We start from the raw sequence: 14,030 nt of genomic DNA, 5'->3' as shown, positions 1-14,030 counted from the left end.
TTACATTGCAAAGCTTGTAATAAAATCTATATCATAATAACTTCCAATTAATAGTTCTTAAAACCTATATCTGCCCATGAACCAAAAAATGGAGTTGAAAATTCATCCTAAGATGATAATTGGATTAAATGGAATTATTCAAGGTGGCGTATCCGTCGAGGATTTTTCTGCTGTTACAAAAATTAATTTTGTTGATTCTGAAATAATTCTTGAAGAATTCATCAAAAATGGAATTGGTACAAAACAAGATGATAATTATTATTTTAATGATGGTGATAAATTAAAAATTGCAGTTGCATTGCTTGAAAACGGTTACCCTATTGATGAAATTTCAATTTCTCTTGATTGGAAAGATTTTGAGGGTTTGACTGGTGAAATTTTATCATCGAAAAATTTTGCAGTGATTAAAAATATGATTCTTACAAAACCTCGTATGGAAATTGATGTAATTGGCATTCGATTAGGTATTGCAATTTTAATCGATTGCAAGCATTGGAAGCGATACAGTTCATCTGCATTAAAAACCGCAGTTAAAAAACAAATTGAGAGGACAAAACACTATGTTGAAAAAACTCCTGGTGGAATGGCAGTGCCTGTAATCGTAACTTTATATCAAGATAAGGTTAATTTTATTGAAAATGTTCCTATCGTTCCAATCTTCCAATTCACTTCATTTATTGATGAATTTTATGGGAATATTGATCAAATGAAAACTATAGGAACAGACTAGTTATGAAAAACAGCACTCCGCCAATGACAAATGCTTTGGTGATTTTCAACGAATTGTCTAGTGCTTTTGAATAATCTTCGTATATTTCATGCCCCATTACTTTCACACTTGCCTCATTCTCTAAAATTTCAAATTTTGCAGATTTCGTATCTGATTCTGCATTTCTAGCAATTTCCAAAAACCACTTTGAAAGCTTATCTGCACTTGTAATCAACCCCAATTGATAATACCCATTTCTGTTTCTAGCTTTTACCGGAGCATAATGGGTATCTGAAGTGCAGATTTCCACCAAATTATAATCTAATTTTGAAAAATTATCTATTATTTTCTCTCTTACTCCATTTTCCATATTGTTTGCATCTGCCCATCCGAGAAAATATTTTTTATTGTTTATTACTAGGCAAACAATTCCCAAGCCTCCCATCCCCAAATCTTCTGTCCATACATCCATATCGTCTGAATTAGCATAACCGAATTCTATTGGATAGTTCTCTTTTGTAATTAGAGTGTCTAGGCAAGATTTTGCAGCTTTTAACATATCTTCGCCATCCTCTTTTGAAATTTCTTCCCCCATTGCATTATGACAATCTACAATCATTGTTCTTGAATAATTTCTATTTTTTGCATATTGTTCTATTTCTGTTTTCATATAGCTAGGGATGTCTTCCATACCATGAGGCGACAATGACAAAAACAAGAGTGGATTATTTCCAAAAAGTAAACCTATTACTCTGGCTTTGTTTATTTGCACTGTGACTGGTTCTGTACACTGTAGTCCTTCTTCTTTGATTTTACTGTCTTGCATTTTTTTCAGATAGTTTTCAACTTCATTTCTTGATGGTAGATTCAATGAGTGATCTGAAATACTGTGCATCACCATTGCTGATGATGATAAATTTTTGTAAATAAGGTATGGGATATTGCTTCCGCCTACCGGATGATATGGTCCTGGGTGAATTTCTGGCAATACCATGCGAAACTCTGTTTCTCCATTAGGTGATGATAATCTTAACTGTGATGTAGTAACTTTAGTTTCATTTGATCGCTGCTCCATTAATTCTTCAGCATCATCAAAATCATTTCCTTGTGATGCAAGATATGCCTGAATTGTTTTATGTGTACTTTCCATTCCTGGTCTTCCTGCTCTGTCAGTGAGAACTGACCATATGCTTGCTATTACCATAAATGATATTCCATATACTAACCCAATAGGTTCAGAAAGTATTGAAAACCACATGTCTTGCGGAATTAATACCAAATACATTGCTAATGGTTGAATAAAACAAATTGCCCAAGCTTTTTTGAGACTTGCTCCAAGAGTTGTAGTGTAAATTCCTATTCTAAAACTAGCAAAAAGCAACACTCCAAAAACTATGAAAAATAATTCTATCTCTTTTGATAATACTATGCTTGATAGTATTCCCATCAAAATTGTAACTGTCCATAACATATTTCCAAAAAGAGATGAATGCAGTGATTTTGAAAGTTCTTTCTTCTTGGAAAATCTTGTATCTAATAATTGTGTTACAACTAGAACCCCTAAAACAAGTGGCAGTCTATACCAATTTTGTTCAAAACTTACATTGGTCAAATAACCAAAATATGTTGCAAGAACCATCACTGAAGATACTATTAGTGATACTACTAATGAAAAATAATGTGATGATGGATTAACTAGAGTAAGCGAGAATCTATTGTGTATATTTGAAACATCGTCTGGATCTTGTTCCATTGTTTTTTCACGAAGCTAGGAAAAGATCAATTGCCCATGAAATTACAATTAAGCCAATTGGAATTGATACTACTATTTTTGGATCTATTTTGAATCCTTTTGTCTCATCTTCGAAGAATCGCATGAGACCTCCACTTGACGCTGGAAGTGGTGCTGATTTTTTCTTGTTGCTACTCATTATACCTCGAGTCACGGATTTTTACATAAATACTTTATTGTTTTTCTCTGATTTTTCCCAATGTTTCTAGCACTGAATTAATTGATTTTAGAATACTTTGTTGTTTATCGTGGTTTTTTTCCTCTTCAAGTTCTTTTGAGAGTAATTCTATCTTTTTTTCTAAAGTTTCTTCTAATCTTGATTTTGGGTGTTGTGGAGTTTCTGTCATGATCTCTTTTTTTTCTGGCTCACGTCCACAACTAACACATAATGCGTGCCCTTCTTTCATTACTCTGACTCCTGAGCAATATGGACAAGGCTCTCCAAGTAATGTTGCTCCGTTTAGAAGCATTTCAGCAGCTTTTTTTGTAAGATCTTCTGGCATAATTTATCTTTGATTCTCTGTCTAAAAAATCCGTTTATTTTCATTTTGTAAGAATTAACCAAACAAGGCTTAATAGTGCGTATAATTGAATTTATTTCGAACGAATGGCAGTAATTTGTAATACTTGTGGTCTACCAGAAGATTTGTGCGCATGCGGTGAACTGGCCAAAGATAGTACTAAAATTATAATTAGATTAGAAACTAGAAGATTTAAGAAAAAAGGCACAATGATTGAAGGGTTAGATCCAAAACTAAATAATTTAGAAACTGTTGCCAAAGAACTCAAAAACAAATATGCTTGTGGCGGAACTGCCAAAGAAGGATATATTTTCTTACAAGGTGATCATCGAGATACTATCAAAGACACTTTGATTAATTTGGGATTTGCCGCAGATACCATAGAATTACATTAGATACATTGCAAAATTCAAATAGAATTCTTCAATTCCTTGGAATTCCATTTACGGCATTACAATCGGTCATTCTTGGCTTGTTGCTTGTATCGTTTCCCATTGGTGTTTACATTGTTTTTGAAAGTGATATTGGTGGGGATATCAATCATGAATATCCGCTTACTCATTTGACACTTTTTGAAGGCACAGAATTGTATCAATTTCATCTTGATGTTAGTATTGGGGATGTTTTTGCTGTTTTGTGGACTTTTTATGCAATATTGTTTGCAATCGCAATTTTTGGCCCAAAAGATGGGTTTCTGAAATCTATTTCATCAATCATCTCTTTTGGCAAATTCAACACTACGTCTAACTATATGATTGGAATTACAAAATGGTTTTCAATTTTAATTTTAATCTCTGCGTTGATTAATTTTATTCAAGAGGCATTTGGAATTGTAACTGTACCTCCACTAGACGATAATGATCTGATTCAGTTTTTTTATGTTAGCCTTGCACCTTTTATTGAAGAATTTGGGTTTCGTCTGATTTTGATAGGTATTCCATTATTTGTCCTATACTCTCATAAATCTTCACTACGATATTTCATCAAATGTTTGTGGACTCCTAGTTCATTACATCTCCACGATAATAAAAAAGCAATTTTACTAATTGTCTTTGTAGGTATATTCTTTGGTTTTGCACATATTGCGTTTGCAGAATCTTGGAGTGAAGGAAAATTTGCTCAAGCTGCTGCTAGTGGAATTATTTTAGGATGGGTATATCTAAGATATGGATTCGTAGCTTCACTCTTAATCCATTGGGCAATGAATTATTTTATTTTCTCCTATGCTAATTTCGTTTCTCAATTAAATTTCATATCTGTTGAAGAAGCATTTTCTCATTCACTAATGTCTTCATTGGAAATACTTTTGTTAATATCGGGAATAATTTCTACATCAATTTTATTTGTGAATCGATTTAATTCAAAAAAAGAATCTGCTCTAGAGATTTAACGCTACTTTCAATCCTTTGTACCTGTTTCTGATTGTGACTTCTGTTACACCTGCAGCTTCTGCAACATCTCGTTGAGTCTTGTTTTCTCCATTTGTGACGCATGCAACATAAAGTGCAGCAGCTGCCAATCCCATTGGATCTTTACCTGCTGAAATTTTATTTTCTTCTGCAGTCTGTAAAATCTTTGTCGCTTTTCTCTTTGTTTTTTCTGATAATCCTGCTTTACTTGCAATTCTTGAAATACATTTTACAGGATCCACTACCGGCATTTTCAGATTTAATTCTCTTAGCAAAAGACGATAACACCTTGCAATGTCTTTTCGCTTGATGTTGCTTGCCTGTCCTATATCTTTTAACGTTCTGGGAGTTTCTGTATCTCTACATGCTGCATACAATGCTGATGCAATTAAAGCTGAAATGGAACGTCCACGTACTAGTCCTTTTTCTAATGCTTTTCTGTAGATATAAGCTGCTTTTTCAATAACTGCATCTCCTACTGCAAGTTTGTCTTTTAATCTGTCTAATTCACTAAATGCTTGTCTGAAATTTCTATCTACTGGTTCGTGAACTTGACTTCTACTGTCCCAAGTTCTTAGTCTCTCAATTGTACTTTTCATCGACGCTGTGAGTGGCTTTCCTGTTGCATCTCTATTTTGTGGGTTGATTACTGTGGCTAATCCCATATCGTGCATTGCAAGTGATGTTGGAACTCCTGCCCTGCTTTTGTTTTCGCCTTCATTTGAAAATGATCTCCATTCAGGTCCAGACTCTTCAACTTTATCTGTAATTACAAATCCGCATTTTCCACAAAAATTCTCTCCTGTATTGGCATCTGTGACTACTGTGCCCTGCCCACATCTTGGACATCTGTCTTTTGGATTTAATTTTTTAACCATTTTTATATCTCCCAAAACTTTTTATTATGATATTTAACATTTTCTAATTTATTGTTTATAAGTTTGTTGATGATCCCTCTCTTTCTCCATTGATCCTATCTATGGTTTTGATTTAATTGATCTCTAAAATTTTTTTAATTTTTTCTGCAATTTGGGGCTTTTCATTTTGTTCTAGTAGAAATTTCAGATCTTCAATATTGTCTACATCCCACATGATTCTCTTTACAAAAACCATTGCAACATTAAGAGTATGTTCTTTGGCCGTATTCATGTGGATTTTGTAACTATCTTCATCGTAATGAGTTTCCATGAGATCTATTGGCATTCTCATAAGGGCATTTGTACCATCAAATCTTCTTGATGGAATAATTATCGCAAAATTTGGCGGTGCTTTGTAATTTAACATAAAATCAATATCTTGAGTTTTGATGTATGGTATGTCTTGTGGGAAAACGATAGATGCATCATAGTTGTTCTCTAAAAGATATTTGTCTGCAAGTGCAACTGCGCTATTTACACTTTCTTCTTTTTCATCTACTAATATTACCGCATTGAATTTTTTCCCAATCTCTATTGCCTTTTCTTCTTTTGTTACTATGATTGTTTTATCAATTTGAGGTGAAATTGATATTGTATGTAAAATCTCTTCTAGCATTATTTTGCATAAATTATCTATTTTCTCTGATGATAAATCTAAACGCGTCTTTGCTTTGGTGAAGGTCTTTACAGGAATAATTACTGCAATTTTCAAATTAAACGTGTACTTGTTTTAAAATAAAATTCGCTAATGCGTCTTCAGCTAATTTATTTTTCATGGTGATTTTTGTTTCAAAAACTCTCATATCTAAACTCTGAATTTTTTTTGTTAGGAGTCTGTCTTTACTGTCTATGATGATATTTGAACATACATCTGAATACATCTTTGCTAACCCATAAGCATTTGATTCAATTCCCGCCGCTTGCATGTATTTTGCTGCAGGTCCGCTTACGGCATCATCTCCGATTAATGGACTAACTGCCACAACTTTTTTCTTAATTTTCGAGAGTTCTTTTCTAATGCCTTTTATCTGAAGCATTGGGCCGATTGATGTTAGAGGATTTCCTGGTGCTAAAATTACCATGTCTGCATCATGTATTGCATTAACTGCTTCAGGATTTGGACGTGCTTTGTCTGCGCCAATGTATTGAATTCCTAAAACAGGATCTTTGCCTCTATGTTTAACCCAATATTCCTGTAAATGTAGTTCTCCTTTATCTGTAGTAATTCTAGTTTCAATACTGTTATCTGTTACTGGAATAATATTTGCACTCACTGCGAATTTCTCACACATCCATTTAGTGATGTCACTGAGATTTTTTCCATTCTTTAACATGTTAGTTCTAATCAAATGAGTTGCAGCATCTCTGTCTCCTACTCTAAACCATGTTTCTTCTCCAAACACTTCCATTTGACGCAAAAAGTTGAATGTGTCTTTTTTCATTCCCCAACCTCTTTCTTGATCAAGTAAATCTGCCAAGCCGTAAACAATTGTATCAATATCTGGACAAACATAGAGTCCATAAAGCCAGTAATTGTCTCCTACATTACTAATTACGTTAACTTTGGATTCTTGAGCAACTAACCCTCTTACTAACTTGACCGAACCTGTTCCTCCTGCTAATACTGTAATCATACCATTTTCCCCTAAGACTATCGGGTTTACCTAAATTACTCCATATTACTTTTTCAAAAAATACCGATCAATAATCTTAAGATAAGTTTATTACTGTTATTTTGTGGATTTCACTCGTGTCTAAAGCTGTACTCTTAACAGTTTTGCTTGCAGTACTTGTTGTTATTGGAGCTAGCAGTACCGCTTGGGCTGCACAATTGGATGCTAGAATTAATCCTAATTCAGATTCTTCACCATTTTCAATGCATTATCTCAAAACTGTCTTCATTGAATATCCAAACGGCGGAAAACTCTTTGATGAATTACAAGGAAAAGAATGGACAGTTTCAGGTTCTGCAGATTCATCAAATCCTGGCGTTCAGGAATTAATGGCAAAATTAAATCAAAAACTCTCTAATGATGGAAGCCACGCAAAAGTTTCCGATTTGAATGTATCCTATGAATTCTTACTTAAAGGAAGATCTATCAATACGTCAATTGACTATAAAGTTCTCTTGGAAGGTACATTGTCTGATTATGTAATCACAAAAGATGCCCAAAGAACTTTGGTTGACCTAGGATGGAGAGGAATGACTGTTAATGGTGAAGTCAATATCGATGGAGTAGAAATCAATATTCCAATTAACATGTTGAGGGATAAGGAACCTGAAGTATATGCTGTATTTGCTGGAACTGAAGCTGAACAAGTTTTACATAGACCAATTATTAATGCTGATTTTATTTTAGAACAACCACTTACAAATTGGCACTTTTTGTTTGATCCAACTGGAATCAATGTAGATGCTGGAACATTTGGATTGGATGAAGAAATAGCTGGTTTTGTAGTGTCAAGTTGGACAATGGGAGAAAGCAGCATTAGGGAAGGAAGACAGGTTGAAAGAGTCTTTACAGCTGATGTTGTTGCTGATCAAAAATATACCGTTAGAAGTGTACAATCCGCCGACCAAGCAAACTTGGCTACCATAGGTTTTGGAGCTTTGGATGTATTGGATGGTCTTGAAATTGCAGGTGTTACACCAAAGCCTCCGGAGGGATATGCAACAACTTCTACTGGTGACTTTCCAATTATGATAGTTTATGGAATGGCAGGAATGGCCGCGATTGCAGGAATTGCATTTTTCATTGTAAGTAATAGATCTCTTAAAAATGAAAAAGTTGGACAACAAGGAATTGATCCAAACAGATTAGTTGGTTATCAAACTAGTGCATCGTCTGGTGGTTATCAAACGAATAGAGGTGAAGCACAGTTGAAGGATGAAACTGATTATCAGCAAACCCGAAGCGTTTATGATAATGCACAACAACAAAGTCCACCACCACAGACATCCGCTACTGAAGAGGCAGCCTGTGGATGTGCAGCATCTGCTGAGATGGGTTCTGAGTGTGATTGTGAGATGCACGGTTCATGTTTGTGTGATGCCTCATGCAAGTGTAATGCAGAGATTTGTAAAGAGCAAGTTCGCTCAATGAGCTAACATTTTTAAAATTAAAAAATTATGTGTGCTGGGAGTAACCCTCCTTCTGTTTCCACGATATTTCGCTTTGCAGCCTACCTGAACCTAGTACAGGAACTTAAAGTTCTGTTTGGCCTTGCTCCATGTGGGACGGCTTTTTTCATTCCTTTTATGGAAACCTCAGGTTTTGCCATCATAGTGCGCCATATTGGATTTTTTTCTGCTCCGTTGCCAATCATCTCTGATTATCCATCTCCGGATCACATTTCCTGTATGGAGGGAGGAGTTTCCTCTGCCGTAGCAGCGTATCGTGCTCCAGCTCACATGATAGTTGTGTTTCTTGATTGAATTTGAATATTACCTTTTAGGCTTTGTGCCTATGATGAATAATGTGCCAAATTCTCGCTTCCATTTTTTTGTATTTCTCAAATCTTTGATTTGTTTTGTTTTTACAATGAATCCTGCGTTTTTAAAAAACTCTTTCCATTCTTTTTTTGAATGTAGGTGCATCTGTATTTTCATAATTTTTGCCCATTTAGCAGTGGCCTTATTGTCTGAATAAAAGTCCGTTCCACAAAAAAATTTTCCACCTGGTTTTAGTAGTTTGAATATTTTTTTCAGTGCTAACTCCATTGAATTTGCATAATAAAGAGACTCCATCGAAAAAACAAAATCAAACTTTCTTCTATTCTTCATTGTTTCAACATCTGTGTGAATGTATTCTTCTTTGTTGTTTTCTTTTTTTCGTGTAGCTTGAATGATCATTTTTTTACTTTTATCTATGCCTATCGCCTTTTTACAGTTTTTTTCTTTTGCTATTTTTCTAACTACCCATCCATTTCCACAACCGACATCTAGAAATGTAAATGGCTTATCAAATGATATTGTTTGCAAAAATTTTACAACATTCTTTCCATGCTCTATTTCCATTAATTCTGCTCGTCCATTTTGAGCCCATTCATCAAACGTCTTTCTAACCTTGTCCATACTTCCTTGTTTTTTTATTTCCATTATAATCTTGTTTCACTGATGATTGATATGAACAACTTCTACGTGTTGCTTATATTTTATTTGCATTAAATTAATTTGAAAAGAATTGCCAGATGAATCATGCAGAAAATGCGGTGGAAAATTATACGAGTATTCAAAATGCTCTCAATGTTTGATGCCTAATAGTATGATTTGTAAAGATTGTGCCTTTTGCACACTAGTGCAATTTCATTCAATTTGTATGTCGCAAAATATCGACCATACCAACACTGTGCCAAAAATCAAGTCTGGCAACTATCGGATGGTAGTTGCCATGGCTTGATCAAATCAAATATTAAAAAATTTCACATATCATAGCTACTCAAGTTTTAAGTATGATTAACGTAGGTTTGTAATTCTATGGGGAAAATTCCGGTAATTCTGAGCCTAATTGTTATTTTATTAATGCCTGTGTATGCATCAGCTCAAAGTCCTGACAGGATTACACTTCTTGATGATTTTGGAAATTATGACCATGGTGAACCTCTTTTCATTTATGGCCAAATTGCAAGCATTACCGATGATTCTTTCCTAATAATGCAAATTTTTAATCCTGAAGGCGACTTATGTCAAATCCAACAACTAATACCCTTACCCAATGGAATTTTCATCACAGATGTTATTCCATTGAAAGGAAGAATTTGTGGGCTTTCTGGTGAATATGAAATAAAATTATTTTATGGTGATTATTCAAAATCTACGACATTTACTGTGTCTTCATCTTCGTTTTCTGAACCCAACAATGAAGAAAAACTTTCTCTTGCACAAAACTTAGTAAAAGATCAAGGTCTGTTAATTGGCACATTGTTTGATATTTCATCCCCTATATCAAATCAAACATCAAATGATTTGTCTGACTTGGAAACCACATATGTTGATTTATGGAGTGAGTTTTTTGTGAGTGATTTGATTCTTGAGGTTGATCCGTTAATTAGGCCTGCAATATCCTCTTCCCTTGATTCTGTGCAGAAGTTATTAGATGATGACAAAATATCTTTTGATCTTGCAAAATCTATTGACAGAACAATTTACTCTGCAATATTTTATTATCATATTGGTGATAAAACAAAGGCAGTTGATTTACTAACTGATGCTTTTGTTGACATTAGAAACGTAAATCCTGAAAAGGCAACTAATCAAAGAACTCCTACATTTGATGAATTAGAAGAGACATTGCTTAATTTGATGACAAAGTCTGACACTGTGATGAGCAAGCCTGTGAAAAATGAAGTGGGCTTTATTTTTGCTAGGGGAACCGCTCCAATTTATTCTGAAGAATTGAACGAACTAATTGACATTCTCTCAAAATCCCGATATCTTGATGTCGTATCTAGAAAAGAAAGTGATCTTTACAGATTAATTCAAAATGATTGGGAATTGCTAAAACCTTCGTTAATGGAAAAAGAGTCTATCGAAGATCTACTTGATTCTAAAACACGCGTTTCGGAATTACATCAGGCCGCAATTCTATTGAGAGAATTAGACACTGTTGAGAGATTTATCTCAAGCGATTCCGAAGAAAACAGTGAACTTGCTAATCTGATCATGCCTGACTGGGAGGATTTGGAAACAGATCTTGCACTCGCTACATCCGTTCAAAGTATCTTGGATTCTGAATATGTCATAAAACAGATGGTTCAGATTATAGATATTTCTTCAAGAATTAACAAGAGTGTCGAGATTTCACAATCAAGCGGTATTGATTCTAGTCTTGTATCTGATTGGAAATTACTTTTAGAGCGAGTGGAAAATGCTAAATCACCTGATGAGATTTTGGATATTGTTTCTGAATTTGATCAATCAATGATTGAACTCAGAGAAAAACGAAACCCATTGATTGTTTTAGAATTCCAATACAAGACTATGAAAGAAAAGGCTGAGTTACACGCTGATTACGAAAATCTATTTTTGATTGACAATGCTCTTAAAATTTTAGATACTGCTAAACAAATGGAATCTGGGAACCCCTCAATAACAAGAATTGATAGGATTGAAGTTTTGCTAACCTGGGTAAGTGAAAAAGCACCTCAGATCAAATCCGATTTGGATTCTTATGATAAAGATGCATTCAAAGTACGTGCTAGTGATATTTTACAACGTGCAAAATCTCTTGAAAACTTGGTTGAACTCAGCTTAACCAAGAATCGCTTTTTACCAAACTATATTCAATTCACTGAAAAATTCAATGAGAAAATAGATAACGTAAGGGATCTTGTGATTCAAAATGATCTTGATCAAGCTGATACGTTAGTGAGAGAATTATTTGGTGAATGGACAGATGTTTCACAGGCTTATGCAAATGATCCTCTGGGGTCTGATGTTGGATATACTGCAGATGAGATAAAGCGTATTGAATTCCGTAAAAAACTCAGCACTTTTTCAAACATGGTGTCCACCTTCCACAACAGTGAATTTTCTGCATACGTTGATGAGTATGATCAAATGATGATTGATGCTAATGAATTAATTGATATTGCAAACTTTGTCGACGCAGAATCCAAAATTTCAGAAATTGGTGATTATCTTAGTGAACATCTGGTTCTCAAAAACCCAAAAATAATATATGATATCTCATTTGATGCAGAAAAAGATATTTGGATTCTAAAGGGCGCTACTGAAAAATCTATTTTTGATAGGCGCGAAAATCTTTACGTTACTGTTTTCAATATGGATGGAAGTACTCACAGTAGCTTAAAATTTACTGATACCAAGCAAGGTGATTTTTTCACCCAATGGATTGCCCCCACCGATCCTGGCCTATATGTTGTAATGTTACAATATCAAGATTCTAAGGCTACTCAAATTGTTCATGTTGAAGAAGAATTTGATTTTGAATACAGTGAAACTGATTTGAATATGGTTGAATTAGCACGCGAATTTGAAGAACTAGAATCATTTGCAGAAAAATTTGGCGGTGAAGATTTTGCTAGTAATTCTAGATTTTCATCTGTAATTAATGAAATAAAGTCAGGGTTTACTGATAAGAATGCTCAAAGTGTAGATGAAAACATCGATGAATTAAAAATGATCATTGAAAGATACCTTCCCATCCGTTCCCGTACCGCAGTGATTGAAGCTTCCTATGATAATGATAAACTGATAATATCTGGGGCTGTTCAGAAGACAATTGCATTTAGAGAAGATATCTTTGTTGATATTTTTGATCAGAAAGGGAATTTGATAGAGGAGATTCCTCTTAAAGATAATTCTTCAGGCTTATTTTCAGAAATAATATCAAAACCATTTGATTCTGGTCTGCACGTCATTCAATTAGAATATCATGATACGCGAGTAACTGACTTTTTTAATGTGAAATGATCATTTTTTCCCTTTAACTAAATTAAAGAGCTGTCTTACTGCAAGTTTTGGATGATGTGTAGCAAGTTTTATCATGTTTGATAACCCAAATTCTGCTTTTATAAAATCAATGAACTCTTCAGGTTTTAATTCTTTAATGATATCTAACTCTTTATCCCATTCTTCATCAGATAACCCAATCCATCTATCCTGTACTTTTCCAGCAGAATTAATCTTGGATTCGATTTCTTTTTTCCAATTTTCTTCATAGGCTTTTAAAGAACTTTCATCTGTGTTTCCTGCTTTAATTGCATCTGATGCTACTTTTCCTGCAACTCTGCCGAATTTTATAGCATATCTAATTCCCTCAAGAACCAATGGATTTGCCTGTCCTGCAGAGTCCCCAACTAAAATTAAATTATTGAACACTGTCTTTCTTGATAATCCGTCATTTGGAATCAACCCATAATGAAACTCAATTGGTGATATTTTTCCCAGTTTTTTAATTGGTCCTAACTTTGAATCCATTAATTCTTTTAGTCTTTGAGTTGGATCTACATTCGATTCTGGTTTTCCAACACCCACTCCAATTCTTGCAATGTTATTTCCTAGAGGAAAAATCCACGCATATCCTGCAGGTGAATATTGCTTACCCACCATTAGCCACCATGTGTCTGGATCGATATTTTCTACTTTTACCTCGTATTCAGCTCCTGCACCAAATCTTTTCCATTGAGTAGCAAATCCCATTGCTTTGACAACAACTGAAGGAAATCCACTTGCATCTATCACTGCTTTGGAATGAAATGTGATTTTGCCATTTGGCCCAATTCCGCTTACTCCGATGATGTCTCCCATTTCATTTTTAATTACATTGTTAACATTGATTTTGACAAAAATATCTGCGCCTGACTGTTTTGCTTCTTGAGCTAACCATCTGTATGTTTTTCTCACATCTAACACGGCAGCTCGTGGAACTGAATCGCTAATTGTAACTTCATTATTTGGTGAACAAAATGAGAAATTTTTTATGGGATTATAGCAATCATCTGGAATTCCAAACTCTTTGATGTTTTGAATCCATGTTACACCACTTGTTCTAACTGTTTCTGCTATTGAATTTTCTTTTTCTAGCATGGCCACCCTGACTCCGTTTCTTGCAGCTTCATATGCTGCTGATGAACCTGCTGGACCTCCTCCTACTACAACTAAATCATAATGATATTCCTCTGACAACTAGACTCCATCAGTAATGCCTAGGATATAAT

General features: G+C 34.4%; 13 protein-coding genes and 1 other RNA gene. 5 read left to right on the top strand and 9 right to left on the bottom strand.

The genetic code is table 11. From position 1 onward, the window contains the following. Nucleotides 1–76: 76 nt before the first annotated feature. Nucleotides 77–730 carry a hypothetical protein gene (locus K5783_RS05210; RefSeq protein ID WP_297472606.1) on the top strand — a complete coding sequence of 218 codons (654 nt, stop codon included), beginning with the start codon at nucleotides 77–79 and terminating at the stop codon, nucleotides 728–730. Here K5783_RS05210 and K5783_RS05205 read toward each other — a convergent pair. The 3 genes from K5783_RS05205 to K5783_RS05195 are packed head-to-tail and all read right to left on the bottom strand — an operon-like array spanning nucleotide 714 to nucleotide 3,004. Then, entirely contained in the window at nucleotides 714–2,462 is a 1,749-nt protein-coding gene (locus K5783_RS05205) for a DUF2070 family protein (RefSeq protein ID WP_297472605.1), read from the bottom strand. The genes K5783_RS05210 and K5783_RS05205 overlap by 17 nt on opposite strands. A 7-nt stretch (nucleotides 2,463–2,469) precedes the next feature. Continuing rightward, entirely contained in the window at nucleotides 2,470–2,640 is a 171-nt protein-coding gene (locus K5783_RS05200) for a preprotein translocase subunit Sec61beta (protein ID WP_297472604.1), read from the bottom strand. Nucleotides 2,641–2,674: 34 nt separating this feature from the next. Beyond that, entirely contained in the window at nucleotides 2,675–3,004 is a 330-nt protein-coding gene (locus tag K5783_RS05195) for an Sjogren's syndrome/scleroderma autoantigen 1 family protein (protein WP_297472602.1), read from the bottom strand. A gap of 104 nt (nucleotides 3,005–3,108) precedes the next feature. Here K5783_RS05195 and yciH point away from each other — a divergent pair, with 104 nt between their 5' ends. Both yciH and K5783_RS05185 read left to right on the top strand, forming a co-directional pair. Continuing rightward, a complete protein-coding gene (gene yciH / locus K5783_RS05190; RefSeq protein WP_109876122.1) occupies nucleotides 3,109–3,417 on the top strand; it encodes a stress response translation initiation inhibitor YciH in 309 nt (102 codons plus the stop codon). Between the two features lie 5 nt (nucleotides 3,418–3,422). Continuing rightward, on the top strand, nucleotides 3,423–4,412 hold the full coding sequence (locus K5783_RS05185; RefSeq protein WP_297472601.1) for a CPBP family intramembrane glutamic endopeptidase: 990 nt from the start codon (nucleotides 3,423–3,425) through the stop codon (nucleotides 4,410–4,412). On the opposite strand, the gene K5783_RS05180 is transcribed toward K5783_RS05185, so the two are convergent. From K5783_RS05180 to cofD, 3 genes are all read right to left on the bottom strand, one after another. After that, nucleotides 4,401–5,309 (bottom strand): TFIIB-type zinc ribbon-containing protein, encoded by a 909-nt coding sequence (locus K5783_RS05180; protein ID WP_297472599.1) that lies wholly within the window; start codon nucleotides 5,307–5,309, stop codon nucleotides 4,401–4,403. The two genes, K5783_RS05185 and K5783_RS05180, sit on opposite strands and share 12 nt — an antisense overlap. Before the next feature lie 112 nt (nucleotides 5,310–5,421). After that, a complete protein-coding gene (cofC, locus tag K5783_RS05175) occupies nucleotides 5,422–6,060 on the bottom strand; it encodes a 2-phospho-L-lactate guanylyltransferase (protein ID WP_297472597.1) in 639 nt (212 codons plus the stop codon). Nucleotide 6,061: 1 nt separating this feature from the next. Beyond that, nucleotides 6,062–6,982 carry a 2-phospho-L-lactate transferase gene (gene cofD, locus K5783_RS05170; RefSeq protein ID WP_109876119.1) on the bottom strand — a complete coding sequence of 307 codons (921 nt, stop codon included), beginning with the start codon at nucleotides 6,980–6,982 and terminating at the stop codon, nucleotides 6,062–6,064. Between the two features lie 116 nt (nucleotides 6,983–7,098). On the opposite strand from cofD, the gene K5783_RS05165 reads away from it, so the two are divergent. After that, entirely contained in the window at nucleotides 7,099–8,457 is a 1,359-nt protein-coding gene (locus K5783_RS05165) for a hypothetical protein (protein WP_297472595.1), read from the top strand. Between the two features lie 23 nt (nucleotides 8,458–8,480). Here the strand turns inward: K5783_RS05165 and rnpB are convergent. Next, nucleotides 8,481–8,760, bottom strand: an RNA gene (gene rnpB, locus K5783_RS05160) — RNase P RNA component. A 33-nt stretch (nucleotides 8,761–8,793) separates the two neighbouring features. Further along, nucleotides 8,794–9,423, bottom strand: coding sequence for a bifunctional 2-polyprenyl-6-hydroxyphenol methylase/3-demethylubiquinol 3-O-methyltransferase UbiG (locus tag K5783_RS05155; RefSeq protein ID WP_297472716.1), 630 nt, complete (start codon nucleotides 9,421–9,423; stop codon nucleotides 8,794–8,796). Nucleotides 9,424–9,825: 402 nt separating this feature from the next. Between K5783_RS05155 and K5783_RS05150 the strand changes: the two genes are divergently transcribed. Continuing rightward, entirely contained in the window at nucleotides 9,826–12,783 is a 2,958-nt protein-coding gene (locus tag K5783_RS05150; protein ID WP_297472593.1) for a hypothetical protein, read from the top strand. Here K5783_RS05150 and K5783_RS05145 read toward each other — a convergent pair whose 3' ends face one another. After that, nucleotides 12,784–13,998 carry an NAD(P)/FAD-dependent oxidoreductase gene (locus K5783_RS05145; RefSeq protein WP_297472592.1) on the bottom strand — a complete coding sequence of 405 codons (1,215 nt, stop codon included), beginning with the start codon at nucleotides 13,996–13,998 and terminating at the stop codon, nucleotides 12,784–12,786. Nucleotides 13,999–14,030 lie beyond the last annotated feature (32 nt).

Source organism: Nitrosopumilus sp. (assembly GCF_025699125.1).
In the GTDB taxonomy this organism is placed as follows: Archaea; Thermoproteota; Nitrososphaeria; order Nitrososphaerales; family Nitrosopumilaceae; genus Nitrosopumilus.
This window is presented reverse-complemented; position numbering and strand designations above follow the sequence as displayed.

Excerpts from the sequence above, each read along its gene's own strand:
- K5783_RS05210 (WP_297472606.1), top strand. The coding sequence starts at position 77 with ATGAACCAAAAAATGGAGTTGAAAATTCATCCTAAGATGATAATTGGA.
- K5783_RS05205 (WP_297472605.1), bottom strand. The coding sequence starts at position 2,462 with ATGGAACAAGATCCAGACGATGTTTCAAATATACACAATAGATTCTCG.
- K5783_RS05200 (WP_297472604.1), bottom strand. The coding sequence starts at position 2,640 with ATGAGTAGCAACAAGAAAAAATCAGCACCACTTCCAGCGTCAAGTGGA.
- K5783_RS05195 (WP_297472602.1), bottom strand. The coding sequence starts at position 3,004 with ATGCCAGAAGATCTTACAAAAAAAGCTGCTGAAATGCTTCTAAACGGA.
- yciH (WP_109876122.1), top strand. The coding sequence starts at position 3,109 with ATGGCAGTAATTTGTAATACTTGTGGTCTACCAGAAGATTTGTGCGCA.
- K5783_RS05180 (WP_297472599.1), bottom strand. The coding sequence starts at position 5,309 with ATGGTTAAAAAATTAAATCCAAAAGACAGATGTCCAAGATGTGGGCAG.
- cofD (WP_109876119.1), bottom strand. The coding sequence starts at position 6,982 with ATGATTACAGTATTAGCAGGAGGAACAGGTTCGGTCAAGTTAGTAAGA.
- K5783_RS05155 (WP_297472716.1), bottom strand. The coding sequence starts at position 9,423 with ATGGACAAGGTTAGAAAGACGTTTGATGAATGGGCTCAAAATGGACGA.
- K5783_RS05150 (WP_297472593.1), top strand. The coding sequence starts at position 9,826 with ATGGGGAAAATTCCGGTAATTCTGAGCCTAATTGTTATTTTATTAATG.